This is a genomic window from Pedococcus bigeumensis (assembly GCF_006438965.1).
GTDB lineage: Bacteria > Actinomycetota > Actinomycetes > Actinomycetales > Dermatophilaceae > Pedococcus > Pedococcus bigeumensis_A.
Map to the genome: position 1 here is coordinate 131,081 of NZ_RCZM01000003.1, position 24,124 is coordinate 155,204.

23 protein-coding genes and 1 riboswitch are annotated in these 24,124 nt (G+C 71.5%); of the genes, 9 read left to right on the plus strand and 14 right to left on the minus strand.

Going from position 1 to position 24,124, the window contains the following annotated elements; all coding sequences use genetic code 11:
* Positions 1-2 precede the first annotated feature (2 nt).
* Genes EAH86_RS09015 through dnaK form a run of 5 tightly spaced genes read right to left on the minus strand, consistent with a single transcriptional unit; the run spans position 3 to position 4,372 of the window.
* Positions 3-275 carry a ribonuclease E inhibitor RraB gene (locus tag EAH86_RS09015; protein ID WP_140739407.1) on the minus strand — a complete coding sequence of 91 codons (273 nt, stop codon included), beginning with the start codon at positions 273-275 and terminating at the stop codon, positions 3-5.
* 46 nt (positions 276-321) lie between these two features.
* On the minus strand, positions 322-777 hold the full coding sequence (locus EAH86_RS09020) for a heat shock protein transcriptional repressor HspR (RefSeq protein WP_140739410.1): 456 nt from the start codon (positions 775-777) through the stop codon (positions 322-324).
* Between the two features lie 6 nt (positions 778-783).
* Complete coding sequence (locus tag EAH86_RS09025; protein ID WP_140739413.1) at positions 784-1,791, minus strand: DnaJ C-terminal domain-containing protein; 1,008 nt, start codon at positions 1,789-1,791, stop codon at positions 784-786.
* Positions 1,792-1,823: 32 nt separating this feature from the next.
* Positions 1,824-2,471 carry a nucleotide exchange factor GrpE gene (grpE, locus tag EAH86_RS09030; protein ID WP_241668296.1) on the minus strand — a complete coding sequence of 216 codons (648 nt, stop codon included), beginning with the start codon at positions 2,469-2,471 and terminating at the stop codon, positions 1,824-1,826.
* Positions 2,468-4,372: a molecular chaperone DnaK gene (gene dnaK / locus EAH86_RS09035; RefSeq protein WP_140739416.1), complete on the minus strand. Its 1,905-nt coding sequence runs from the start codon at positions 4,370-4,372 to the stop codon at positions 2,468-2,470. The genes grpE and dnaK overlap by 4 nt, the downstream gene beginning before the upstream one ends.
* A gap of 187 nt (positions 4,373-4,559) precedes the next feature.
* Between dnaK and EAH86_RS09040 the strand changes: the two genes are divergently transcribed.
* Complete coding sequence (locus tag EAH86_RS09040) at positions 4,560-5,360, plus strand: SDR family NAD(P)-dependent oxidoreductase (protein WP_140739419.1); 801 nt, start codon at positions 4,560-4,562, stop codon at positions 5,358-5,360.
* Positions 5,361-5,581: 221 nt separating this feature from the next.
* Entirely contained in the window at positions 5,582-6,961 is a 1,380-nt protein-coding gene (locus tag EAH86_RS09045) for a sensor histidine kinase (protein ID WP_161988611.1), read from the plus strand.
* Between the two features lie 57 nt (positions 6,962-7,018).
* On the opposite strand, the gene EAH86_RS09050 is transcribed toward EAH86_RS09045, so the two are convergent.
* Both EAH86_RS09050 and EAH86_RS09055 read right to left on the minus strand, forming a co-directional pair.
* Entirely contained in the window at positions 7,019-7,702 is a 684-nt protein-coding gene (locus EAH86_RS09050; protein WP_140739425.1) for a response regulator transcription factor, read from the minus strand.
* Positions 7,683-8,477: a phosphatase PAP2 family protein gene (locus tag EAH86_RS09055; protein WP_140739428.1), complete on the minus strand. Its 795-nt coding sequence runs from the start codon at positions 8,475-8,477 to the stop codon at positions 7,683-7,685. The genes EAH86_RS09050 and EAH86_RS09055 overlap by 20 nt, the downstream gene beginning before the upstream one ends.
* Before the next feature lie 163 nt (positions 8,478-8,640).
* On the opposite strand from EAH86_RS09055, the gene EAH86_RS09060 reads away from it, so the two are divergent.
* The 5 genes from EAH86_RS09060 to EAH86_RS09075 all read left to right on the plus strand — a co-directional run bounded on the left by EAH86_RS09060 (position 8,641) and on the right by EAH86_RS09075 (position 11,981).
* Positions 8,641-9,699: a lysylphosphatidylglycerol synthase domain-containing protein gene (locus EAH86_RS09060; protein ID WP_140739431.1), complete on the plus strand. Its 1,059-nt coding sequence runs from the start codon at positions 8,641-8,643 to the stop codon at positions 9,697-9,699.
* Positions 9,696-10,832: a glycosyltransferase family 4 protein gene (locus EAH86_RS09065; protein ID WP_140739434.1), complete on the plus strand. Its 1,137-nt coding sequence runs from the start codon at positions 9,696-9,698 to the stop codon at positions 10,830-10,832. The genes EAH86_RS09060 and EAH86_RS09065 overlap by 4 nt, the downstream gene beginning before the upstream one ends.
* Entirely contained in the window at positions 10,829-11,011 is a 183-nt protein-coding gene (locus EAH86_RS09070; RefSeq protein ID WP_140739437.1) for a hypothetical protein, read from the plus strand. The genes EAH86_RS09065 and EAH86_RS09070 overlap by 4 nt, the downstream gene beginning before the upstream one ends.
* A gap of 151 nt (positions 11,012-11,162) precedes the next feature.
* Complete coding sequence (locus tag EAH86_RS20200) at positions 11,163-11,303, plus strand: hypothetical protein (RefSeq protein WP_161988612.1); 141 nt, start codon at positions 11,163-11,165, stop codon at positions 11,301-11,303.
* 36 nt (positions 11,304-11,339) lie between these two features.
* On the plus strand, positions 11,340-11,981 hold the full coding sequence (locus tag EAH86_RS09075) for a DNA-3-methyladenine glycosylase family protein (RefSeq protein ID WP_140739440.1): 642 nt from the start codon (positions 11,340-11,342) through the stop codon (positions 11,979-11,981).
* A gap of 78 nt (positions 11,982-12,059) precedes the next feature.
* Here EAH86_RS09075 and EAH86_RS09080 read toward each other — a convergent pair whose 3' ends face one another.
* Genes EAH86_RS09080 through EAH86_RS09090 form a run of 3 tightly spaced genes read right to left on the minus strand, consistent with a single transcriptional unit; the run spans position 12,060 to position 17,415 of the window.
* Positions 12,060-14,153: an elongation factor G-like protein EF-G2 gene (locus EAH86_RS09080; RefSeq protein ID WP_140739443.1), complete on the minus strand. Its 2,094-nt coding sequence runs from the start codon at positions 14,151-14,153 to the stop codon at positions 12,060-12,062.
* 54 nt (positions 14,154-14,207) lie between these two features.
* Complete coding sequence (locus EAH86_RS09085; protein WP_140739446.1) at positions 14,208-16,631, minus strand: ATP-binding cassette domain-containing protein; 2,424 nt, start codon at positions 16,629-16,631, stop codon at positions 14,208-14,210.
* A 10-nt stretch (positions 16,632-16,641) separates the two neighbouring features.
* Positions 16,642-17,415, minus strand: coding sequence for an ECF transporter S component (locus EAH86_RS09090; protein ID WP_194150769.1), 774 nt, complete (start codon positions 17,413-17,415; stop codon positions 16,642-16,644).
* Between the two features lie 90 nt (positions 17,416-17,505).
* A riboswitch (TPP riboswitch) is annotated at positions 17,506-17,608 on the minus strand.
* An 86-nt stretch (positions 17,609-17,694) separates the two neighbouring features.
* Between EAH86_RS09090 and EAH86_RS09095 the strand changes: the two genes are divergently transcribed.
* Positions 17,695-17,973 (plus strand): DUF4235 domain-containing protein, encoded by a 279-nt coding sequence (locus EAH86_RS09095; RefSeq protein WP_140739449.1) that lies wholly within the window; start codon positions 17,695-17,697, stop codon positions 17,971-17,973.
* A gap of 4 nt (positions 17,974-17,977) precedes the next feature.
* Here EAH86_RS09095 and hutI read toward each other — a convergent pair whose 3' ends face one another.
* The 3 genes from hutI to EAH86_RS09110 are packed head-to-tail and all read right to left on the minus strand — an operon-like array spanning position 17,978 to position 21,713.
* Positions 17,978-19,156 carry an imidazolonepropionase gene (hutI, locus tag EAH86_RS09100; RefSeq protein ID WP_140739451.1) on the minus strand — a complete coding sequence of 393 codons (1,179 nt, stop codon included), beginning with the start codon at positions 19,154-19,156 and terminating at the stop codon, positions 17,978-17,980.
* Positions 19,153-20,508, minus strand: a complete 1,356-nt coding sequence (locus EAH86_RS09105) for a formimidoylglutamate deiminase (RefSeq protein ID WP_241668297.1) — start codon at positions 20,506-20,508, stop codon at positions 19,153-19,155. Before EAH86_RS09105 ends, hutI begins: the two co-directional genes overlap by 4 nt.
* Positions 20,505-21,713, minus strand: a complete 1,209-nt coding sequence (locus EAH86_RS09110) for an allantoate amidohydrolase (RefSeq protein WP_277752325.1) — start codon at positions 21,711-21,713, stop codon at positions 20,505-20,507. Before EAH86_RS09110 ends, EAH86_RS09105 begins: the two co-directional genes overlap by 4 nt.
* Before the next feature lie 182 nt (positions 21,714-21,895).
* Here EAH86_RS09110 and EAH86_RS09115 point away from each other — a divergent pair, with 182 nt between their 5' ends.
* On the plus strand, positions 21,896-22,369 hold the full coding sequence (locus EAH86_RS09115) for an aminoacyl-tRNA deacylase (RefSeq protein ID WP_140739454.1): 474 nt from the start codon (positions 21,896-21,898) through the stop codon (positions 22,367-22,369).
* A gap of 54 nt (positions 22,370-22,423) precedes the next feature.
* On the opposite strand, the gene hutU is transcribed toward EAH86_RS09115, so the two are convergent.
* Positions 22,424-24,079 carry a urocanate hydratase gene (gene hutU, locus EAH86_RS09120; RefSeq protein WP_140739457.1) on the minus strand — a complete coding sequence of 552 codons (1,656 nt, stop codon included), beginning with the start codon at positions 24,077-24,079 and terminating at the stop codon, positions 22,424-22,426.
* Positions 24,080-24,124 lie beyond the last annotated feature (45 nt).

Genomic DNA, 24,124 nt, shown 5'->3' on the forward strand with positions numbered 1-24,124 from the left:
ACTCAGGAGCCTGCAGCAGGCTCCGGGTCGTACCATCCGCCATGCTCCTCGGCCAGCGCACTGAACCGGTCTCGGAGCCCCGACTCCACGGGGCCCGACTCGTCGGCAACCATTTCCTCGACGATGTGGACGGCCCACTCGTGGTCATCCGAGTCATCTTCTCCCGCAAGGGCTTCGCGCACGACACGCACCTCGGAGAAGCCCTCATGGGCCAGCTCGGCAGCCACGTCCTCGGCGGTCTCACGGTCGGGGAAGACCAACAGGTGTTCGCTCACAGACAGGAGTATGCCGCGTGGCCGGGCCACGCGGCATGTCCAGGTGTCAGTGCGACGAGGGGCGCCAGACGACCAGCGCCTGCGACCCGCCGAGACGCGGACGCTGGCCCGCGCGGACGGCAATGACGTCGCCGGTCGGACCGACGGCGAAAACCCTCGAGGACGAACGGGTTCCGGTCGCCAGCCGGGCGCGCTCCACCTCGTCCGAGAGCTCGAGCACCCGCGCCCGCAGGGCAGTCACCTGGTTCTCGAGCTCCAGGATGCGCTGGATGCCGGCGAGGCTGACGCCCTCCTCCTGGGAGAGGCGCTGCACCTCACGCAGCATCGCGACGTCACGGCCGGAGTAGCGGCGCCCGCCCCCGCGCGTCCGCGACGGGCTGACCAGCCCGAGCCGGTCGTACTGACGCAGCGTCTGGGCGTGCATGCCGGCCAGGGTAGCCGCCACCGAGATGACGAAGATCGGCACATCGTCGTCGGGCGAGAACCCACGCACCTCAGTCATCGCACGTCACCTCGTCGCGTTCTCGAACAGCTCCGCCCGGGGGTCGAAGCCCTCGTCCAGCGACTGCAGGGTCTCGACAGCGGCCTTCGCCTCGTCGGAGAGTCGTTGCGGCACCACGACGCTGACCCTGGCCATCAGGTCACCGGGCTTGTCCTTGACCGGCACCCCGCGCCCCTTGAGGCGCAGTACGCGACCGCTCGGGGTTCCCGGTGCCACGCGCACCTTGACGGAGGACCCGTCGAGGGTCGGCACCGCGACGGTGGCCCCCAGGGTGGCCTCGGCGAAGGTCACCGGCAGGTCGATGGTGAGGTTGTTCCCATCGCGACCGAACACCGGGTGCTTCTCCACCGTGACGGTGAGGATGAGGTCACCGGGCGTGGCGCCGGCGTCGCCGCGCTGGCCCTTGCCGCGGAGCCGGATCTTCTGGCCGTCCTTGACGCCGGCGGGGATCCGCGTGGTGATCTGGTCACCCCCGTTGGTGCTGAGCGTGACGGTCGCACCCTCGACCGCGTCGCGGAACGACAGGGTCGTGCGAGCGGTCAGGTCGGCGCCCTTGCGCGGTCCCTGCGGCGCACGGAAGCCAGCGCCCCCGTATGCCGGGCCGCCCCCGCCGCCGAACATTCCGCCGAGCAGGTCCTCGAGGTCGGGCTGCCCACCGCCGCCGGTCGAGTACCGCACCCGGGCACCGCCGCCGCCGCCGCCGAACATCGAGGAGAAGACGTCGTCGAAGCCGCCGTTGCCGCCGCCGGGACCGCCCGCCGTGAAGCGGGCGCCGCCGTGCGCCATCTGCCGGACGGCGTCGTACTCGCGACGCTTCTCGGCATCGGACAGGACCGAGTTGGCCTCACCGATGTCCTTGAAGCGCTGCTCGGCTGCTGCGTCCCCTGCGTTCTGGTCGGGGTGGTGCTTGCGCGCGAGCTTGCGGTAGGCCTTCTTGATCGCCGCGCCGTCAGCATCCTTGGGGACGCCGAGGATCGCGTAGAAGTCCTTCTCGAACCAGTCCTGGCTAGCCATGTCGACGCCCTCCTCTCAGCTCGGTCGTGGTGTTACTCAGGATCGGCCACAGCGACCCGCGCGGCGCGCAGGACTCGCTCGCCGGCGCGGTAACCGGGCTGCAGCACTTGCACGACGGTGGTCGAGTCGGTCGGCTCGACAGAGCCGTCCTGCGGCCAGGCGGTGTGCATGAGAGCCTCGTGCAGGCTCGGGTCGAACTGCTCGCCGATCGCGCCGTAACGCTCCAGCCCGAACTTCACGAGGGTGGACTCCAGCTTGTCGGCGATGGCCGAGAACGGTCCGTCGACGAGGTCGCCGTGCTCACGTGCGGCGTGGATGTCGTCGAGCACCGGCAGCAGTGCCTCGATCACCGACTGGGCTGCGCGCTCCTGCACGACGGCCCGGTCGCGGTCGACGCGACGCTTGTAGTTGACGTACTCGGCCTGCAGTCGCTGGAGGTCGCTCAGCCGCTCGGCTGCGAGGAACGTGTCCGGGTGCAAGTCATCGGCCGAGCCGTCAGACGCCTCGTCGGACCTGTCCTCGGGCGCGTCACCGGCCTGAGCGACCGCGCCCTCCGGGACGTCACCCTCGTCGAGGATGTCGCCCTGGAGCGCGGCCGCCTCGGCGGTGGTGGGCTCGACTGTCTCGTCGGCGCCCACCACCTCCTCGGCACCGTCAGCAGGCTGGTGCTGCTCGGTCACTTCTTCTCCCCGTCGGTGTCGTCGTCCTCGACGACCTCGGCGTCCACGACGTCGTCGTCAGACCCGGCCTCGTCGGCGGAGCCGGCTTCACCCGAAGGTGCACCGTCCTCGGAGGCGCCGGCCTGCTCGGACTCGGCGGCCGCGGCATACATCGCGGTGCCCAGCTTCTGCGACTCCTCGGAGAGCTTCGACGTCTTCGCCGAGATGTCCTCGGGCGTGGCGCCCGACTCCGGCTTGAGGGCCTCCTTGAGGTCCGCGAGCGCGGTGTCGACGTCGCCGCGGCCGTCGGCCGGGAGCTTGTCGGCGTTGTCACCGAGGAACTTCTCGGTCGAGTAGACGAGGTTCTCCGCCGTGTTGCGGGCCTCGGTCTCCTCGCGACGCTGCTTGTCCTCGTCGGCGTGCGCCTCGGCTTCCTTGATCATCCGCTCGATGTCCTCCTTGGCGAGGGCCGAGCCACCGGAGATCGTGATCTTCTGCTCGGCGCCGGTGCCACGGTCCTTGGCGGACACGTTGACGATGCCGTTGGCGTCGATGTCGAAGGTGACCTCGACCTGCGGCACGCCACGGGGGGCCGGCGCGATGCCGGTCAGCTCGAAGGTGCCGAGCTGCTTGTTGTGCTGCGCAATCTCACGCTCGCCCTGGAAGACCTGGATGAGCACGCTCGGCTGGTTGTCCTCCGCCGTGGAGAACACCTCGGAGCGCTTGGTCGGGATCGCCGTGTTGCGCTCGATCAGCTTGGTGAACAGCCCACCCTTGGTCTCGATGCCGAGGGACAGCGGTGTGACGTCGATGAGCAGGACGTCCTTGCGCTCGCCCTTGAGGACGCCGGCCTGCAGTGCCGCGCCGACGGCGACGACCTCATCGGGGTTGACGCCCTTGTTGGGCTCCTTGCCGGCGAGCTCCTTGACCAGGTTGCTCACGGCCGGCATCCGGGTAGAACCACCGACGAGGACCACGTGGTTGATGTCGGAGACGGAGATGCCGGCGTCCTTGATGACGTTCTGGAACGGCTGGCGGGTCCGGTCGAGCAGGTCCTTGGTCAGCTGCTCGAACTGGGCGCGGCTGATCGTCTCCTCGAGGTGGATCGGGCCGTTCTCGGACATCGAGAGGTACTGCATCGACACGTTGGTGCTGGTCGAGGAGGAGAGCTCCTTCTTGGCCTGCTCCGCTGCGTCACGCAGCCGCTGCATGGCGATCTTGTCCTTGGACAGGTCGACACCCGTGTTGTTCTTCACGGTGGTCAGCAGGTGGTTGACGATGCGCTCGTCCCAGTCGTCGCCACCGAGCTTGTTGTCGCCACTGGTGGACCGGACCTGGATGGTGGAGAACCCGTCATCGGGGTCCTTGCCGACCTCGAGGAGGGACACGTCGAAGGTGCCGCCACCGAGGTCGAAGACGAGGATGAGCTCGTCCTCCTTGCCCTTGTCGAGTCCGTAGGCGAGGGCCGCGGCGGTGGGCTCGTTGATGATGCGCAGCACATTGAGGCCAGCGATCTCACCGGCCTCCTTGGTCGCCTGGCGCTCGTGGTCGTCGAAGTACGCGGGGACGGTGATGACGGCGTCGGTCACGTCCTCACCGAGGTAGGACTCGGCGTCGCGCTTGAGCTTCTGCAGGATGCGGGCGCTGATCTCCTGCGCGGTGTAGGTCTTGCCATCGATCTCCGGCGACTTCCAGTCGGTGCCGATGTGGCGCTTGACGGAACGGATCGTCCGGTCGACGTTGGTGACGGCCTGGCGCTTGGCGATCTCGCCGACCAGGACCTCGCCTCCCTTGGAGAACGCGACGACGGACGGGGTCGTGCGACCGCCCTCTGCGTTCGCGATGATGGTCGGCTCGCCGCCCTCGAGGACGGCGACAGCCGAGTTGGTGGTACCGAGGTCGATGCCGACCGCACGTGCCATGGTGAATCTCCTGTTGCGTTGGGGTTGAGTCTGGGTTGAGTTGCCTGCACTCAAGTTAGGAGCCGGTATGCCGCGTGGCAAATCGGTGCGCGAAACTTGCGTTCACTCGACTCAACTTCGTGCGTGGCGAGTCTGTTCCCGGTTCGATCGTCTTTCTTGGTGGGTACTTCGCTGAGAGGGTGGGGACATGCCACGTGAGGGTGCTCGCTTTGCCGGTTCGCGGGTCTTGGTGACCGGCGGTGCGCACGGGATCGGGCGGGCCTGCGCACGGTGGCTGGCGGGTGAGGGCGCTCGGGTGGCGGTGGCCGACCTCGACCTCGCGGCGGCGACGGAGGTCGTCACCGCACTGGACAGCACCGAGTCCGGCGGCGAGCATCGAGGCGACCAGCCGGCCGAGCACCTCGCGGTCGAGCTGGATGTCACCGACGACGACTCGGTGCGGGCGGCCGTCGCGGCGGCTGCCGATCATCTCGGTGGCCTCGACGTGCTGGTGAACGTCGCCGGCGGGGATGTCGAGCATCCCGACTTCGAGCACACCGGTGACGACGTGTGGGCGTGGACCCTCGAGCTCAACCTGATGAGCGTCGTGCGTTGCACCCGGGCCGCCATGCCCCACCTCCGCCGCAGCACCCTCAGCCCGGCCGTCGTGTCGGTGACGTCGGTCAACGCGCTGGCCGCCCTCGGCAGTGAGCCCTACTCGACGGCCAAGCTGGGCATCGTGGCACTGACAAGGAATCTCGGCGCGGAGCTCGGCCCCGCGGGTATCCGGGTCAACGCTGTCGCACCCGGGACGGTGCGCACCCGGGTGTGGGACAGCCAGGAGGGCGGTGCCGAGCGCATGCTGCCCCTGTACCCGCTGGGCAGGGTGGGCGAGCCCGACGACATCGCGGCCGCGGTCGCCTTCCTCGCCTCCCGCGAAGCCGGCTGGATCACCGGCCACACCCTGCCGGTCGACGGCGGTCTCCTCACCGGCCACCGTCACCTCTGACCCGCCCTGCCGCAGGCGTCGCCCGACGGTCGTCGAACAGCAGGTGACGCTCGCCTCTGCCGCCGCGGCGTGCCGCAAGGGTGCTCGACCGGCTCGCACCATGACGCCCGGCGTGCTCAGGAACGTCTCAGGTGGACGACCGGCGGCGGAGGTAGAGTCCGGCTCGGGCGATCCCGAGCGCCGCGGCGTCCGCCCGGCCGATGTCCACGAGGGGGACCGACGTGAAGCGGTGGCGGTCCTGGTCGCTGCAGCGACGGGTGCTCGTGGGCGCCGCAGCCGTCGCCACCATCGTGCTCGTGCTGGGGCTGACCGCCTTCGCGGTGACCCTGGACCGCATCCTCTACAGCTCGGCGCAGGACTCTGCCCGCGTCCAGGCGGCGCAGGTCGCCGACGTCGTGGGCAAGGGGGAGGCGCCGGTCGAGGCCGCCCTGGAGGAGATCCCTGGGCACGGCTCGATCCTGCAGATCATCGAGCGGCGCGGTGGCGTCGTGGCCAGCTCCGAAGTGGCTCGGCGCGCGCCGATCACCAAGCTGCGGCCCGCTCCGGGCAGCGTCGCCCTCGACCAGGTGACCGGCATACCGGGCGAGACCGGTGAGCCGCACGCGATCGTCGCGCAGGGGGTCCGCGACCCCCGCGGCGCCGAGTTCGTGGTCGTGGTCGGCACTCCGCTGGACGTTGCCACCGACACGGTCCAGACCGCGACCGGGCTGCTGGCGATCGGCGCGACCACTCTGCTGGTGCTGCTGCTGGTCCTGATCTGGCGGATCCTGCGGCAGGCCCTGCAGCCGGTGGAGCGGATCCGCAGCGAGGTCGCCCGCATCACCAGGGTGCGCGGCCGCGGCCACCTCACCGTCCCGCCCTCGGGGGACGAGATCGCCCGGCTGGCCGAGACGATGAACCTGATGCTCGACCGGCTCGAGCAGGCGGACGCCACCACCCGGCGGTTCGTCAGCGACGCGTCCCACGAGCTGCGCAGCCCGCTGGCCACGATCATCGCCGCCATCGACGTCGCCGCACGCAGCAAGCCCCTCGACCGGACCACTGACCAGGGCCGCGACGAGGTCATCGCGTCCGAGGCGCTGCGCATGCAGCGGCTCGTCGACGACCTGCTGACCCTGGCCAAAGCCGACGACGGGCTCCCCCTGGCGTTGCAGGACGTCGATGTCGACGACCTGGTCGACGTCGAGGTGCGGCGACTTCGTGCCACCGTGGAGTTCCGGGTCACCGCCTCGATCTCGGCCGCCCGCGTCACCGGGGACCCGGTGCGGCTCAGCCAGGCCATCCGCAACCTCGTGGACAACGCGGCCCGACACACGACGGGCGGCGTCGACCTCGGGGTGGGCGTCGACGGCGGCGACGTGGTGGTGACGGTGGACAACGACGGCCCGCCGATCCCCGAGTCCGAGCGGGGCCGGGTGTTCGACCGCTTCGCCCGGCTCGAGGAGGCGCGCGGCCGGGACCGCGGTGGCAGCGGGCTGGGGCTGGCGATCGTGCGCACTGTCGTCGAGGCCCACGGCGGAACCGTGCACGCGGGTGCCTCACCCACGGGTCAGTGCCGGTTCGAGATCAGACTGCCCGGCGACGGCGCTTCGTCGGCCTGAGCGGGATCAGCCCCCGCGTGCGGGACCAGTGCGCGAGTCCGTCGGACGAGGGTTGGATCAGCGCGTCGTGGTGACCGGCATCAGCCGGTAACCCATGCCGCGCACCGTCTCGACCGAGACCACCCCGAAGGCCGAGTCGATCTTCCGGCGCAGGTAGCCCACGTAGACCTCGACGATGTTCTCGCTGCCGTCGAACGCGGGGTCCCAGACGTTCTCGAGGATCTCGGCCTTCGAGAGCACCATCTCAGGGTGGCGCATCAGGTAGTGCAGCACGGCGAACTCCCGTGCCGTCAACGAGATCTGGTGACCTGCCCGGCATACCGTCCGCTTGTTGGGGTCCAGCTCCAGGTCGCCCACCGTCAGCGTGACCGGTCGCGCCGGTGCGCCGCGACGGACCAGCGCCCGCAGCCGGGCCACGAGGACCATGAAGCTGAACGGCTTGGTGAGGTAGTCGTCCGCCCCGAGCTCGAACGCGTCGGTCTGGTCGTACTCGCCGTCCTTGGCGGTCAGCATCAGTGTCGGCGCCCAGATCTTGAGGGCCCGCAGGTTGCGCAGCACGTCGTAGCCGTTGCGCCCGGGCAGCATGATGTCGAGCACGATGACGTCGTAGGGGTTCTCGGTCGCCATCCACTGGCCGGTGATGCCGTCGTGCGCCACGTCCACGACGAAGCCCTCGTTGGTCAGGCCACGGCGGACCGTCTCGGCGAGGGCCGCCTCGTCCTCAACGAGCAGGACGCGCATCGGACCACTCCCCTTCGCTGGCTGACTGCGAGCCTCCAGCGTAGGGCTGCGAACCGCCCCGGGGAGCAGTCTGACGACGGCGCTCGACCACGCCCACTACCGCCGCGGTGGCAGCGAGCACGCCCACCGCCAGGCACCACCCCGCCAGGACGTCGGTCAGCCAGTGGTAGCCGAGATAAAGCCGGCTCGCACCGATGGCCGCGCTGAGCACGGCCCAGGCTGCCACGACGAGCCAGCGCCGTGACCCCTGCCAGGACCCGCGCAGCAGCAGGCCCGCGACCAGCCCGAAGAAGACGGTGGAGAACACCGTGTGTCCCGAGGGGAAGGAGGCTCCGGAGTCGAAGGCTCCCATCATCACCGAGGCCGGCGGCCGGGTCCGGCCGACGACGTGCTTGACCGCGAGGGTCAGCCCCGCGGCGACGACCATGGCGCTGCCCACCACTGCTGCAGTGGTCACCTCCCGGCGTCGCACCACGAGCCACGTGACCAGGGCCAGGGTCAGCAGGCCGATCGAGACCTCGCTGCCGACCGCCGTCACTGCGTGGGCCAGCGCCGTGAGGACTGCGGTCCGGTGGCTGACCACCGCATCGGTGACAGCCGGGTCGTGGGCGGCGAGGTCGCCGTGCTCCCCCGCTCCGTCAGCCAGCGCGACGGTGCCGAGCCCCGCGGAGGCGGCGGCCACGGCATACGCGACGACGACGCGGCCCAGGACCGCATCGGGGCGGCCTGACAGCCCTCGTCCGGGGGACGTCGGCAGCGCGACGGGGTGGCTCATCGGTGGGGCTCCTCAGGTGTGCGGGTCACCAGTGTCGGCTGCGGAGTCTGAGCGATTCCTGAGGAATCGGACCGACGGCCGGTCTCTCAGGAATGGCTCAGGTTCGAGCCGTCATGGTGGGGCCCGGTAGCCACCGCAGCTACCTGCCGATCGAGGGGACCCCATGTCAGCACTGGCAGCGCCGACCGCACCGCGGCGGGGCTTCACGGTGCCCGGCGCGGTGCGTGTGGTGACCGGCATCGCCGTCACCGGGGCGATGTTCGGCTGGGTCGTCCCCGCCCTCGCAGGTGCCCGGTGGTCCGCGATCGGCGAGGTGCTCGCCCGCGTCAGCACACCCCAGCTGGCAGCCCTGGCCCTGCTCTGGGCGGCAGGGCTCTTCGCCCACTCGTTCGTGCTCACCGGCGGCCTCCCCGGACTGAGCCGGCGCCGAGCGCTGACCCTGAGCCTGACGGGCAGCGCGGTCTCCAACGTCGCGCCGATGGGTGGGGCGCTCGGGGTCGGGACCAACCTGGCCATGATCCGCGCCTGGCGGTTCCGCGAGACCGCCTTCGCCGCGTTCACGATCGTCACGAACATCTGGGACGTCCTCGCCAAGCTGCTGCTCCCCGTCATCGCCATCGCCGCCCTCGTGCTCACCGGGCACGCCACCGGCCACCTCCTGCGCAGCACAGCTGCGGTCGCCTCGCTCCTGCTGCTGGCGGTGGTCATCGCCATCCTCGGGGCCCTGGGCAGCGAGCGGGCAGCCACCCGCACGGTCGATGCCTTGGTGCGGGTGCTCCGCCTGGTCCTGCGCGGCCGTGGCGAGAAGTGGCTGGGGAGCCTCACCCGGAGCGTCCTAGAGACGCGCGGTGCAGTGCGTGCCGTCGCCTCGCGCACCTGGCCGCAGCTGACCACCGGCATGGGCGCCTACGTGCTCCTCCAGGGAGCGCTCCTCTGGGGGTGCCTGCACGTGGTCGCCGCGGACCTGCCCTGGTATGCCGTCCTGACCGGCTTCGCGGTCGAACGTCTCCTCTCGCTCGTCGTGGTCACGCCCGGCGGCACCGGGACGACCGAGGCCGGGACGGTCGCGGCGCTGGTCGCCCTCGGCGGTGACCCGCTGACGGTCGCCGCGGGCGTCCTGCTCTACCGCGGCTTCATCTTCCTGCTCGAGATCCCGGTCGGCGGCGTGTGGCTGGGTGGCTGGTTCGTGGCTCGCAGCCGCGCAGTTCGGGTGCCCGGATGAAGATCCTGCACGCCACGGACACCTACGCCCCCACGGTGGGTGGCATCGAGGTACTGGTCCACGACCTCGCCGCCCACCAGGCCGCCGCCGGGCACGACGTCACCGTGCTCACCCGCACCCCGGGACCGACCGGGGTCGACTCCAACGGTGTCATGGTGGTCAGAGATGCCCGCGCCATGCGCGCGCTGGTGGCGGAGGCGGACATGGTCCACGCGCACGTGTCTGCGATCTCTCCGCTCGCCCTGCGCGCGGCCGAGATCGCTGCGGCGCAACGAGTTCCGGCCGTGGCGACGGTGCACTCGATGTGGGCTGCGGCCTGGCCGTTGTTCCGTGCCGCGGCGCTGGCTCGCGGCTGGGACCAGCTCTCGATCCAGTGGACCGCGGTGAGCGAGGCGGCAGCCGACCCGGTGCGCCGCGTCCTCGGAGGTCGACCGGTGTTGATCCTCCCCAACGCTGTCGACACGGATCTCTGGGCGGCGGCGCACGCGGCCGACTCCACACCATCGGGGCAGGAGCGTGGACCGGTCACCATCGTCAGCGTCATGCGAGTCGCCCGCCGCAAGCGCCCCCTGCGGCTGTTGGCCGTGCTGCGTCGGGTGCGAGCAGCCCTGCCCTCGGACGTCGAGGTCCGCGTGGTGCTCGTGGGCGACGGACCCCAGCTGGGCCGGTTGCAGGCCCGGATCTCGGACTGGGGCATGCAGGGATGGGTGGAGGCGCCCGGCGCCCTGGAGCACCACCAGATCCGGGCCCTCTACGAACGGGCAGACGTGTTCGTCGCCCCCGCCACGCTCGAGTCGTTCGGGATCGCCGCACTGGAGGCCCGCGCCTCGGGGCTGGCCGTCGTGGCACGGGCCGGCACGGGCGTGGCCGACTTCGTGGCGGACGGCGTCGAGGGACTGCTGGCGCGCACCGACGCCGAGATGGTCGGCCAGCTCGCGCTGCTCTGCACCGACGCCGCCGCGCGGGCACGCATCCAGCGGCACAACGCCACTGTCCGCCCGGCATACGACTGGTCCGACGTCCTGTGGCGCACGACGTACGCCTACGACGCGGCTGCCGAGCTCACTGCGGGCACGAGCCGGTCCGCACAGCAGGCGCCCCTGAAGACCGACCGACCACGGTCTGCGGCATGACGACGACGCCACGCTCGAGACCGCGGTCCTTCGGCCCTGTCGGCCTCGGCCCTGACACCACCACGACGAGCGCCGGTACCCCCACCGGCACGCTCGGACTGGTCACCAACCTCGCCCGGTTCCTGCGCGATCGTCCCCCTGGGATCGCCACGAGGGACCTCGAGGGCGAGCCAGCCTGAGCGGGTCCCCCCACCCGCCGGCTGGCCGGTGGCGTCTGGCGGCGCCTTTCCGCCGTCAGACGCCACCTCCGCACCATCTCACCCCGTCCCGAGCACGGCGCGGGCGGGCACGGACGTCCCGCTGTCGGTGGTGCGTCCTACCGTCTGTGCCATGGCCGAACAACGCACCACACACCTTCGGGTGGTCCGCCCGCCGAGGTCCGCGACGCCAACGCCAGACGCCTCCCGGGCGGCCTACTGGGCCGAGGTCCAGGCGTTGCGCGACCAGCGCCAGCGGCTGCGCGCCGGCTGACCACTCGGCAGTCCGCTCCTCGGATAGCGTCGCCGCGTGGATGACGAGCTCTTCCAACGCGCCGTGGCCGACCTGACGGCGGCCGACCCACGGCTCGCGAAGCTCGTCGCCACCCACGGGGTCCCGGCGTTGTGGCTGCGCCCGACCGGGTTCCCGAGCCTGGTCCTGTTCATCCTCGAGCAGCAGGTGTCCCTCGCGTCTTCCGCGGCGGCATACCGCAAGGTCCTGGACCGCGTCGGCACGATGGTGCCGGCCGCACTGTTGGCGACCACTCCCGACGAGCTGCGGCTCGACGGGGTCTCCCGGCAGAAGGACCGCTACCTGCGCGCCCTGGCGGTCGCGGTCGACACGGGCGACCTCGATCTCGACGGACTCGCCCACCTCGACGACCAGGCCGTCCGTCGCGCCCTGACCGCCCTGCCCGGCATCGGTCGCTGGACCGCCGACGTCTACCTGCTGGCCTGCCTGGGCCGTCCAGACCTGTGGCCGGTCGGCGACAGGGCGCTCCAGGTGGCGACCGCTGAGACCCTCGGGCTCGACGCCGTCCCCGACCAGGCGGCTCTCGAGGTGTTGGGCGAGCGCTGGAGACCGCACCGTTCGACTGCGGCGCGGCTGCTGTGGCACGGCTACCTCGTGCGGCGGGGCCGCGTCGAAACAGCCGGCGACCTCTTCGCCTAGGGCACCCGCCGGCCGCCCGGCCCCTTGTTGGAAGTGGAACTTCCGGATATCCGGAAGTTCCGCTTCCAACAGGCGAGCTCAGCCTGCGGTCACCTCTCGGGCCAGGGCGGGTGGCATGTAGTCGTAGCGGACGAAGCTGCGGGTGAACGAGCCGGTGCCGTGGGAGACCGACCTCAGGTCGACCGGATAGCGGGCCAGCTCATGAGCGGGTACCTCGGCGTGGATGACGGTGCGCCCCACGAACTCCGACGGCTCGGTGCCGTGGACCTGCCCGCGTCGGCCGCGCAGGTCGGCGAGCACGCCGCCGACCGCCTCGTCGCTGACCTCGATGTGCACCTCGTCCACGGGTTCGAGCATGGCCACGGTGGAGTCGTTGGCGGCCTCGCGGAGCGCCATCCCGGCAGCCGTCTGGAAGGCCATGTCGGAGGAGTCGACCGAATGGGACTTGCCGTCGACCAGGGTGATCCGCACGTCCACGACCGGGTAGCCCGCGAGCACGCCCTTCTCCAGCTGGAGGCGGGCGCCCTTCTCGACCGAGGGGATGTAGTTGCGAGGCACCGAACCGCCGACCACCTTGTCGACGAACTCGATCCCCGCCCCACGCTCCAACGGCTCGATCTCGAGGTGGCACACGGCGTACTGCCCGTGCCCGCCGGACTGCTTGACCAGCCGGCCCTGGACCTTGGTGGGACGCACGAACGTCTCGCGCAGGGACGTCCGCACCGGTTCCACCTCGACCGGCACGTGGTAGCGCGCCGCCAGCATCGCGATGAGCTGGTCGACGTGGGCCGGTCCCATCGCCCAGAGCACCAGCTGGTGCGTCTCGGCGTTGTGCTCGAGCCGCATGGTCACGTCCTCGGCCACGAGCCGCTGCAAGGCCGTCGCCAGCTTGTCCTCGTCGCCCTTGGATCTCGCGTGGATGGCCACCGGCAGCAGCGGGTTGGGCAGCACCCACGGCTCGACGAGGGCGGCCTTCTCCTTGCGGGACAACGTGTCCGACGTCTCCGCGCCGGCGAGCTTGGACACCACGACGATGTTGCCAGCGATCCCTGCGCCGATCGGTCGGGTCTCGTCGCCCACCGGCGCGGCCAGCGGACCGACGCGTTCGTCGTCGGAGTCGTGGTCGGCGTGCTCGTCCACGAGGTGGGTGGCGAAGTGCTGCAGGTGCCCCGAGATGTGCACCGGGTCGTCGGGATGCAGCGTCCCGGAGAAGACCCGGACCAGCGACTGACGGCCCACGAACGGGTCGGTCGTCGTCCGCACCACCTCGGCCACCAGCGGGCCATTCGGGTCACAGGTGACGGTGCCGAAATCACCACCCGCCGACGTGTAGACGGTTGGCACTGCCGCGCCGACCGGCGAGGGAAATCCCTTCTCGCACAGCTCGATCAGCGCCTCGATCCCCGCTCCGGTGGGCGCATGAGTCGGCAGGATCGGGAAGAACCGGGCCGTGGCGATGGCCAGTCGCAAGTCACCAGAGATCACCTCCGTGTCGATCTCCTCACCCCCCAGATAGCGCTCGAGGAGCCCTTCGTCCTCGGACTCCTCGATCACGGACTCGATCAGCTCGCCCCGCTGGGCGTCGATCAGCTCTGCCTCGTCGACGCTCGGCTCCCGGTCGGCCTCACCGCCACCCGGCTGCTGCTCGGTCACGGTGCGGCGCAACAGGTTGAGCAGCCCGGTCACCGTGCCGTCGACCATCAGCGGCAGCGCCAGTGGCTCGGCGTCGCCGAACGCCCGCTGGCAGGCATCCACGGTCGCCTCGAAGTCCGCCCGCGCCTGCTCGAGCCGCGTGATGACGACCGCCCGCGGCATACCGAGCACGTCGCACTCTCGCCACAGCAGGCGGGTGGCTTCGTCGACGCCGTCCGCCGCGGACACGACGAACACGGCCGCGTCGGCGGCACGCAGCCCCGCGCGCACCTCTCCCATGAAGTCCGGGTGGCCGGGGGTGTCGAGCAGGTTGACGGTCACCTCGCCGGTCGGGACCGATGCTGCGGCGAGCGACAACGTCGCCGACGAGTCCCCCTCACGAGCGCGGCGGCCCGGGATCCGAGCCGCCACAAACTGGTCGAACAGAGCCGTCTTGCCGGCCCCGCTCGACCCCACCAGGACCACGTTGCGGATCTGCTCGGGAGTGCTTGGACCCGCGGCGTCGCTGACACGGTTCATGGGGTTCACCTTGCTCCGGTCACCCACGCCGCACAAGACCCGGACCGCAGCGGGTCAGCGTCCGGCGGCCGCCACGAGCACCGGCAGCACGCTGGCCACGACGACCAGCCAGTCCGCCCCGCGCCACGGTGCCGGCGCCGCCCAGGTGCGCCGGTATGCCGTGGCGAACCCTCGCGCGTCCATCGCGACGGCCAGCGTGGCTGCGGCCTGGAGCGAACGCACGAGGATCCCGATCGTGAGCGCCCACAGCTCGGCCAGCACGGAGCGCGGCGACCGGGCCGTGGCACCGATCCCGCGCACGCGACGGGCGCGGGCGATCTCGGTCCAGAGGTCGCCGAACGTGTGCACCCGCTGCAGCGCCGCCGCCAGGGCCACCACCGGACGGGCCGGCAGGTGCAGCTGCTGGGCCAGGTGGTCGCCCAACGCATCGGCATCGACGTAGCGGACCAGCACGGCCGAGGGGAGCACGATGATGAGGACCCGCAGTCCCGCCGTGAATCCTGTGGAAAGGTCATGGCCTCCGAGCAGCCACGTCGACCACGCGACGGACAGGCCTCCCACCAGCCCGGGCAGCATCCGCAGGAACACCGCCTTGGCGCGGCTCCTTGGGGCCGGGGCGCCGGTGTCGGCATCGCGGGACGGGGCCCACAGGGCCACCACTGCCAGCAGCACCTGGATCCCGAGGACGACCAGACTGGTGGTCCAGTGCGGCGAGAGCACGCCGGCCGGTATCGCGAGGACGGCGGCCGCGAGCAGGGAGAGCGGACCGCACCGCGCGACCAGGGGTCGTCTCGGTGCTGGCGCGGGTGGCGACTGCTCGGGGCGCGTCATGGCCGTCGTGCGGTCGGCGAGCTCGACGACGTCGTCGTCATGGGTGGTGAGGATGACGGCTGACCCCGCGTCGCGGAGGGCTGTGACCACCCCGGTGACGGCGGCCCAGGTGAGTCGGTCCTGCCCGACCGTGGGCTCGTCGGCGAGCAGCACCGCGGGGTGGTGCACCACCGCGGAGACCACGGCCAGCCGGCGCTGTTCGCCACCGGACAGGTGACGCGGATCGACCTGCTCCAGGTGCGCCAGGCCCACGACGTCGAGCAGGGTGCGGGCCCGGGTGAGCGCCTCGGTCTCCACCAGTGCGAGCGCGCGCGAGGTCGTCATCACCTCGTCGAGCACGGTGTGCGCGACCAGGGTCGAGCTGGCCCACTGCGGGACCCAGGCGAGAACCCGAGCGAGGTCGGTGGTGCTCCAGCCTGCGGGGTCTGCGCCAGCCGCGCGGCCCGAGCCTCCAGGGCCGCCAGGGCCACCAGGGCCACCAGGGCCACCAGGGCCACCAGGGCCACCAGGGCCACCAGGGCCACCAGCGCCGCCCGAGCCACCGGCCCGGCCCGAGCCGTGTGGGACCAGGTCGGGATGGACGGCTACCGACCCTGCGTGCTCGAGCAGGCCGGCCATCGCGAGCACCATCGACGACTTGCCGGACCCGCTCGGGCCGACCAGGGCCTGGACCTGTCCGGCGCGGGCGGCCAACGCCTGGCCCCGGACGGCCGTTGTCGTACGGGTCGACCCGTCGAGACGCCGGACGCTGCGACGCACCGTGACGTCCTCGGCCGAGAGCGCGACGACGTTCGCCCCTATCGGGCTCGTGTCAAAGGTGCCTGCGGGCAGCTCGAGGGGTGCGGGTCCAGCGACGCCCGGGACCCAGATCCCCTCGGCGGCCAGGCTCGCACCGTGGCGGGCGAGGACCTCGTGCGGGTCACCATCGGCAGCGACGGCACCGCTGTGGTCGAGCACGACGAGCCGGTCCGCGAAGTCGAGCCACGGACCGAGCTTGTGCTCGACCACCACCGTGGTCAGGCGCTGGGCGTCGGCGACCTCGGCGACGCTGGCTCGGACCGATGCGGCACTGTCGGGGTCGAGCATCGCCGTCGGCTCGTCGAGCAGCAGGAGCGAGGGCCCCAGCGCCAGCGCACCGGCCAGCGCCAGGCGCTGCTGCTCTCCCCCCGACAGGGCGTGGGTCGGGGTGTCCTGGGGCATGTCCAGACGGACCGCGGCCAGCGCAGCAGCGACCCGGGCAGGCATGTCGGGCCTGGCCACACCGATGTTCTCGAGGCCGAACGCGACGTCCCGGCCCACCGTGGCCGACACGATGCCGGCGCCCGGTTCCTGCAGGACGAGGCCGACGGCACCGGCCCGCGACCCGGGCTCGGCGCCGTCCAGCCGGACCGTCCCGGACCGCTCTCCCGAGTCGGCCACCTCCAGCACCCCTGCCAGCGCCCGGAGCAGCGTCGACTTCCCGGAGCCGCTCGGACCGACGAGGAGCACCCGCTGACCGGCCGGGATGTCGAGGTCGAGACCCGGGATCACCGCTGTTCGTCGACCGAACGGACGCCACCTCAGCTGACTGACCTCGACCCGCCCCCGGGGCGCAGCGACCTCGACGGGGTCGGTCGCGGCATGCGACCGACCCCGCCCGGCGGTCACGTCGAGGTGCTCAGACAGCGCGCGACTCCCGTTCCTCCTGGCCGGCGGGAAAGGCTCCCAGCGCCCCGGCCCTGGCGAGGGCCTTGGTCAACAGCCAGCCACCCGCGCCGGCGACGACGGCGCCGCTGACGGTGAGGATCCCGGCATACGCGAACTTCCAGCCGAGCGCCCAGTCCTTGATCCAGTTGGTCGCCTCGTACCCTGCCTCGAGCGGCCCCGCGAGCGCGCCGGCGGCGATGGCGGCGACGAGCCCGAAGGCGGTGTAGCCGAGGAGTGCGAAGGCGAGCTCGGTGCCCACGCCCTGGACGATGCCGGAGACCAGCGTCGTGGCTCCCCACTGGGTGCCGGGGAGCATGGAGACCAGCGCGGCGATGACCTCGCAGGCCAGCGCCGCACCGGGCCTCCGGATGACCAGGCCGCCGACGACGCCGGCGATGAACCAGGGACCGGCGAACAGGCCGGACAGCGGCGGGAACCCGGCGCTGATGGCGTTGGCCGGGGCTTCGTAGGCCAGGCCCCAGCCCCAGTAGGCGATGCCGAACGCTGCTCCGAGGAACGCGACGGTGAGCAGGTCGACGGTGCGCCACCCGGCGAGGGGCGCCGACGCGCGGATGCTGCCGCGACGTGCGATGGTGGGCGTGGGGTCGACCGAGGCGGACGAGGTGTCGGCCGAGGCGGACGAGGTGTCGGCCGAGGCGGACGAGGTGTCGGCCGAGGCGGACGTGGTGTCGGCCGAGGCGGACGTGGTGTCGGCCGAGGTGGCCGGGGTGTTGATGCTGCTCATGTGTTCTTCTCCCGTGGAATCCGGTGGATGCCTCGGGGAGACCCCTTGCCGAGAGAAGGACACCTGTGGTGGCGCACTTCGCCCGACAGGTGTCTGAGATTCTCGACTCCCTACGCCGGTGCGAACCGGATCAGGTGTGAGGGTCTGCGGTCTCCCGCACTCTCAGCGCTCACGCGCTCCCCTGTCGTTACGTGTCGAACCATACTCCTGCGTGTGGCAGGGTGGAGCCGCAGGTCAGTGGCACTTTTGCGGCGACCGGAACTCGGAGAGGTGTGCGACATGGGACCACTGGTGTGGCGAGTGCTGGGGACCGGATCGGCGGTGCTCGCAGGTGTCGTCGCCAACAAGCTGGTCACCACCGTGTGGAAGAAGGCCGGCCGCGACGCCGTGGTCGACCCCCGCGACCCTCGGACCCCGTGGCGGGACGCCATCGCCTTCGCGGCCCTGACCGGTCTCGCCGCCGGTGCGGCCAAGGTCATCGCGACCCGGAAGGCCGCCGAGTACTACGAGAAGTCGGCCGGCCACCTGCCCAAGGCGATGCAGGAGGGCGACGCCTGACCGCTCACACCTCGTCGACCGGCAGGTCGAGGGCGCGCGCGATGGGCACCCCGGCGCGGTAGGACAGGTGGACGTGTGAGGGTGCGTCCAGGACCGTGAGATCGGCTCGCGCCCCCAGGACGAGGCGACCGATATCGCTGCGCCGCAACGATTTCGCCGACCCCACCGTCGCCGCGAGCACCGCCTCAGCCGGCGTCAGACCCATCTCGCGCACCGCCAGCGCGATGACGAAGGGCATCGACGACGAGTAGCAGGTGCCGGGGTTGCAGTCGGTCGCCAGCGCGATCGAGACGCCCGCGCGCAGCAAGGCCGCGGCGTCCGGGTAGGGAGAGCGGGTCGAGAACTCCACCCCCGGGAGGAGGGTCGCCACCGTGGTGTCCGCCGCACCGGCAAGGGCGTCGACGTCGGCGTCCGAGAGGTAGGTGCAGTGGTCCACGCTCGCGGCCTCGAGCTCGACGGCCAGCTGGACTCCGGGACCGTGGCCGAGCTGGTTGCCGTGCACCCGCAGCTCGAGTCCCGCCTCGCGACCGGCGAGCAGCACGGTCCGTGCCTCGTGCTCGGTGAAGGCGTGCGTCGAGTACGGCTCGCAGAACACGTCGATCCACCTCGAGTGCGGAGCCGCCGCGGCCAGCATCGGCCCGGTCACCAGCTCGAGGTATGCCGCGCGGTCGCCGGCATACTCGCGTGGCACCACGTGGGCGCCGAGGAAGGTGGTCTCCGAGGTGAACTCCCCAGCGATCACCAGGGCCCGCGCCTCGTCCTCGACCGTCAGGCCGTAGCCGCTCTTGATCTCGACGGTGGTGGTGCCCTGCGCGCGCATCTCGGCCACCCGGGCGGCGACGAGCGAACGCAGCTCGTCGTCGGTGGCGGTGCGGGTGGCATCCACCGAGACGCCGATCCCACCGCCGTCATAGGGGGTGCCGGCCATTCGCGCAGCGAACTCGTCGCCGCGGTCCCCCGCGAACACGAGGTGCGAGTGGGAGTCGACGAAGCCCGGCAGCACCGCCCGGCCACCCACGTCGACCTGGTGGTCAGCCATCGGAGCGTCCGATGCTGGGCCGAGCCAGGCGACATGGCCGTCCTCGATGACCACCGCCGCATCCGCGACGATGCCGAGCCCGTCAGGGGTGGACCCGTCACACGTGATGAGCTCGGCGATACCGGTGACGACGGTGCTGCTCACTGGTGCTCCCTCACGTCGGACAGTGCCTTGCCGAGCATCGAGGCGACGTCACCGAGCAGGTGACGCCCCGATTCCACGACGGTACGGCCGCCGACGACCACCCGGTCGACGTCGGATCGTGTTGCGCAGTAGAGGATCTGGCCCGCCTTGGCGCCGACCGTGTTGACCGTGTCGGTGCGGACGACGATGAAGTCCGCTGCGGCCCCCTCGGCGATGAGACCAGCGTCCTGCCAGCCGAGACTGCGGTAGCCGTCCACGGTCGCTGCCGTCAGGAGCTCGTCCGCGGTGAACCGGCCGCGTTCGTTGCTGGCGAGCCGCTCGTGCATCTCGAGCCCGCGCACCTCCTCGAACGGGTCGATGACGGCATGCTGGTCGGAGCCGAGCGACAACCGGGCGCCCGCATCGGCCAGGGCCCTGGCCGGACCGATGCCGTCGGCGAGGTCGCGCTCCGTCGTCGGGCAGAAGCAGGCCGTCGAGTCCGACTGGCCGAGCAGGCTGATGTCCCGGTCGGACAGGTGGGTCGCGTGCACCGCACTGAACCGCTCGCCCAGCAGCCCAGCGTCGTGGAGGAGCTCGGTGGGCGTCGCCCCGTAGAACATCTGGGTGGCGAGGTTCTCGGCCGGCTGCTCGCTGACGTGGGCGTGCACGGTGCGGCCGCGAGTCACCTCGGCCATCGCCCGGAGGTCGTCGCGGGGCACGGCCCGCACCGAGTGCACGGCGGCGCCGATCCGGGTGGTCGGGTCAGGGGTCAGGGCGGCAACGCGGGTAGCCCACGCGTCGACGTTGCCGTCGGTGAACCGTCGCTGCACGTCGTCGAGCGGCACGTGCCCGTCGCCCGCCAGACCACCGGCGAGGTAGCAGGTGTCGAGCAGGGTGAGCCGCAGACCCGCGTCCCGCGCGGCCTCGATGAGCGCCTCCCCCATGGCGTTCGGGTCGGCATACGGCCGCCCGCCCACGTCGTGGTGGAGGTAGTGGAACTCGCCGACGACGGTGATCCCGGACAGCACCATCTCGGCGAAGACCGCCCGCGCCAGGGCGAGGTAGGTGTCGGGCGTGAGGTGCCGCGTGACGGCATACATCTGCTGGCGCCACGTCCAGAAGTTGCCACCGTCCCCGTGCGTCCGCCCGCGCAGGGCGCGGTGGAAGGCGTGGCTGTGCGAGTTGGCGAAGCCCGGCAGAACGACCCCGTGCAGCCGTTCGTCGCCGGCCTCGGCCCGGCCCCGGCGGTGCACGCCGGCGAAGACGCCGTCGACGACCTCGAACCGGACACCCGTCGCCAGCCCAGAGGGGAGCCAGGCGTGCTCGGCCCAATAGCTGGTCGATCCAGGGTTGATCGATCCCGCGGTGGTCACGCCGGCGCCCCCGCCAGGTCTTCGAGGACCGCGGTCAGGGCTGCGACACCTTCGAGGCAGTCGGAGAGCTCGGCGTGCTCCTCGGGCGAGTGCGAGATGCCGGTGGGGTTGCGGACGAACAGCATCGCGGTGGGGATGCCGGCGTTCGCGAGGATTCCTGCGTCGTGGCCCGCACCGGTGCCCAGGACAGGTATGCCGCCGAGCCGGGTCCCGAGGCGGGCGCTCAGTGCGGCGTCGAAGGGGGTCGACGGCGTCCACGACTCCTCAGTGATCTGACCCCCGGACTGCTCGACCATCGCCGTGATGTCGGCGACCGCCCTGCGCACGGCGCGAGGGCTCGCCCCACGGGCGTCGAGCCACCCGGTCACCGCGCTGGGGATGGCATTGACGCCGCCGGGGACGACGTGGACCTTGCCCACCGTCGCCACGCAACCGTGCTGGGTCGCGGCCTCGCGCGCGGCGAGGACGGCCGCGGCATACGCGAGCATCGCGTCGTGGCGGTCCTCGAGCCGGGTGGTGCCTGCGTGGTTGGCCTCGCCGGTGAAGTCCATCCGCCACCGGCCGTGCGGCCAGATGTCGCTGCCGACAGCCACGGGGTGGTCGAGGTCGATGAGTCCGCGGCCCTGCTCGACGTGGAGCTCGACGAAGCTGCCGATCCTGCGCATCGCGTCGTCGTCGCGGCCGATCTGGTGCGGATCGCGGCCGGCCGCCTTGAGGGCCTCGGCCATGGTGGTGCCGTCGGTGTCGGTGAGGCTGCGGGCCCGTCGCGCGGTCATGGCTCCGGTGATGACTCGCGACCCGGCGCAGGCGACACCGAACCGGGCACCCTCCTCGTCGACGAAGTTCACCACGCCGATCGGTCGGGAGGGCTGAAATTCCTTGTCCTGCAACACGTCGATCGCCGCCAGGGCGCTCACGACGCCGAGCGGACCGTCGAACGCGCCGCCATCGGGAACGCTGTCGAGGTGCGACCCGGTGACGACGCCCCTGTCGCCGGCGGAGGCCGCTGCGTCGGGGTCACCCCACCAGGCCCACTGGTTGCCCATCCGGTCCTCTGTGAGGTCGAGACCTCGAGCGGCACACTCGCCCCCGAACCACTCGCGCAGGTCATGGTCCTCGCGGGTCCAGGCAAATCGTCGGTAGCCACCCGACTGGGCGCTGCGTCCGACCGGCTGCAGGTCAGCCCACATCGACTCGAAGCTCACGGTGCCCTCTCTGGCGGCGGCTGGACTGGGGGCGGTCCGCGATGGCGCAGACCGACCACGAGACCATTCCACACCAGCGGACGCGATGATGCGGGGGCTCCCCGGTCAATCCGTCTCGGATCGGAGACAGGCCCGGTCCGAGCGGGCCGGGCGCGACCAGCCTCGGCGCCTAGGCTGGCCGCATGAGTGAGGACGGCGCGGACCGCGCAGCGGCGGCCCTGCACAGCAGCGGCATCGAGCACACCATCACGCGGCACGGTCGGGTCGGGTCGCTCGAAGAGGCCGCCGCAGCGCGAGGCGTCGAACCCAGCGACATCATCAAGACGCTCGTGGTGCGCCGGGGAGAAGGCGACTACCTGTTCGTCCTGGTGCCGGGAGGCCGGGAGATCTCCTGGCCGAAGCTGCGTGCCCTGCTGGGGGTGAACCGGATGTCGATGCCCGATGCCGCGACCGCCAAGGAGGTCACCGGCTACGAGCGCGGCACCATCACGCCGTTCGGCTCGCTGACGGCCTGGCCGGTCGTGGCAGATGCCACCGTGTCCGGTCGGCTCATCTCCATCGGGGCCGGCGCCCATGGCGTGGCGGCGACGGCAGAGGCGGACGACGTGGTGCGCGTGCTCGATGCCCAGGTCGCCGACGTCACCGACCCCGCCTGAACGCGAGGTATGCCGGGTGGCGGCCACCCGGCATACCTCATCGTGGGTGCGAGCTCAGCTCTCGCGCATAGGGATTCGCACGCCCTGCTCCTGCGCGGTGCGCTCGGCGATGTCGTAGCCGGCGTCGACGTGGCGGATGACGCCCATCGCCGGGTCGTTGGTGAGGACGCGGGCCAGCTTCTGGGCGGCGAGCTCGGTGCCGTCAGCGAGGGACACCTGTCCGGCGTGCAACGACCGGCCGATGCCGACGCCGCCGCCGTGGTGGATCGACACCCAGGAGGCACCTGACGAGGTGTTGACGAGGGCGTTGAGCAGCGGCCAGTCGGCGATGGCGTCGGAGCCGTCGAGCATGGCCTCGGTCTCGCGGTAGGGGCTGGCCACGGAACCGGTGTCCAGGTGGTCGCGGCCGATGACGATGGGGGCGCTGACCGCACCGGTGCGGACCAGCTCGTTGAACGCCAGACCGGCCTTGTCGCGCTCACCCTGGCCGAGCCAGCAGATGCGAGCAGGCAGGCCCTGGAAGGCGATCCGGTCCTGGGCGCCGCGGATCCACTTGTGCAGCCGGTCGTTGTCCGGGAACAGGTCGAGGACGGCCTTGTCGGTGGTTGCGATGTCCTTCGGGTCGCCCGAGAGGGCCACCCAGCGGAACGGGCCCTTGCCCTCGCAGAACAGCGGCCGGATGTAGGCCGGCACGAAGCCGGGGAACTCGAACGCCCGGTCGTAGCCGCCCTGCCTCGCCTCGTCGCGGATCGAGTTGCCGTAGTCGAAGACCTCGGCGCCGCCGTCCTGGAACTCGACCATCGCCTGCACGTGCTTGGCCATCGACTCACGGGCCCGGTCGGTGAACTCTTCCGGCTTCTTCTCGGCGTACTCGTGCCAGTCGCCGAGCTCGATCCCCTCGGGGAGGTAGGACAGCGGGTCGTGCGCCGAGGTCTGGTCGGTGACGACGTCGATCGGCACGCCGCGACGCAGCAGCTCGGGGAAGATCTCGGCGGCGTTGCCGACCACGCCGACCGACCACGCGCGCCGCTCGTTCTTGGCGGCGACGGCCTTGTCGATGGCCTCGTCGAGCGAGTCCGCGACCTCGTCGAGGTAGCGGTGCTCGACCCGACGGCGCAGCCGCGACTCGTCGACGTCGACGATCAGGCAGGCGCCCTCGTTCATGGTGACGGCGAGCGGCTGCGCGCCACCCATGCCGCCACAGCCGCCCGTGAGGGTCAGGGTGCCGGCCAGGGTGCCGCCGAACCGCTTCTCGGCAATCGCGGCGAACGTCTCGTAGGTCCCCTGCACGATGCCCTGGGTGCCGATGTAGATCCACGACCCCGCGGTCATCTGGCCGTACATCGTCAGCCCGAGGTGCTCGAGGCGGCGGAACTCCGGCCAGGTCGCCCAGTCGCCGACCAGGTTCGAGTTGGCGATCAGCACGCGGGGTGCCCACTCATGGGTCTGCATGACGCCGACCGGTCGCCCGCTCTGCACGAGCATGGTCTCGTCCTGCTTGAGGCTGGTCAGGGTGCGGACCATGGCGTCGAAGGACTTCCAGTCCCGCGCCGCCCGACCGGTGCCGCCGTAGACGACCAGGTCGTCAGGGCGTTCGGCGTTCTCCGGGTCGAGGTTGTTCATCAGCATGCGCAGCGGGGCCTCGGCCCCCCAGTGCTGGGCGGTGAGCTGCGAGCCGCGCGGTGAGCGGACGGGGCGGGCGCCTTCCATGTCGTTCTCCTTCAGTGCCTTGGTCAGACGGTTCAGTGACGAGCG

What these genes read in the sequence shown, in the direction of transcription:
- EAH86_RS09090 (WP_194150769.1), bottom strand. Translation starts at nt 17,415, where the DNA reads ATGAGCAGCATCAACACCCCGGCCACCTCGGCCGACACCACGTCCGCC.
- hutU (WP_140739457.1), bottom strand. Translation starts at nt 24,079, where the DNA reads ATGGAAGGCGCCCGCCCCGTCCGCTCACCGCGCGGCTCGCAGCTCACC.
- EAH86_RS09080 (WP_140739443.1), bottom strand. Translation starts at nt 14,153, where the DNA reads ATGAACCGTGTCAGCGACGCCGCGGGTCCAAGCACTCCCGAGCAGATC.
- EAH86_RS09020 (WP_140739410.1), bottom strand. Translation starts at nt 777, where the DNA reads ATGACTGAGGTGCGTGGGTTCTCGCCCGACGACGATGTGCCGATCTTC.
- EAH86_RS09060 (WP_140739431.1), top strand. Translation starts at nt 8,641, where the DNA reads ATGTCAGCACTGGCAGCGCCGACCGCACCGCGGCGGGGCTTCACGGTG.
- EAH86_RS09095 (WP_140739449.1), top strand. Translation starts at nt 17,695, where the DNA reads ATGGGACCACTGGTGTGGCGAGTGCTGGGGACCGGATCGGCGGTGCTC.
- EAH86_RS09050 (WP_140739425.1), bottom strand. Translation starts at nt 7,702, where the DNA reads ATGCGCGTCCTGCTCGTTGAGGACGAGGCGGCCCTCGCCGAGACGGTC.
- EAH86_RS20200 (WP_161988612.1), top strand. Translation starts at nt 11,163, where the DNA reads ATGGCCGAACAACGCACCACACACCTTCGGGTGGTCCGCCCGCCGAGG.
- EAH86_RS09055 (WP_140739428.1), bottom strand. Translation starts at nt 8,477, where the DNA reads ATGAGCCACCCCGTCGCGCTGCCGACGTCCCCCGGACGAGGGCTGTCA.
- dnaK (WP_140739416.1), bottom strand. Translation starts at nt 4,372, where the DNA reads ATGGCACGTGCGGTCGGCATCGACCTCGGTACCACCAACTCGGCTGTC.
- EAH86_RS09115 (WP_140739454.1), top strand. Translation starts at nt 21,896, where the DNA reads ATGAGTGAGGACGGCGCGGACCGCGCAGCGGCGGCCCTGCACAGCAGC.
- EAH86_RS09040 (WP_140739419.1), top strand. Translation starts at nt 4,560, where the DNA reads ATGCCACGTGAGGGTGCTCGCTTTGCCGGTTCGCGGGTCTTGGTGACC.
- EAH86_RS09070 (WP_140739437.1), top strand. Translation starts at nt 10,829, where the DNA reads ATGACGACGACGCCACGCTCGAGACCGCGGTCCTTCGGCCCTGTCGGC.
- EAH86_RS09065 (WP_140739434.1), top strand. Translation starts at nt 9,696, where the DNA reads ATGAAGATCCTGCACGCCACGGACACCTACGCCCCCACGGTGGGTGGC.
- EAH86_RS09025 (WP_140739413.1), bottom strand. Translation starts at nt 1,791, where the DNA reads ATGGCTAGCCAGGACTGGTTCGAGAAGGACTTCTACGCGATCCTCGGC.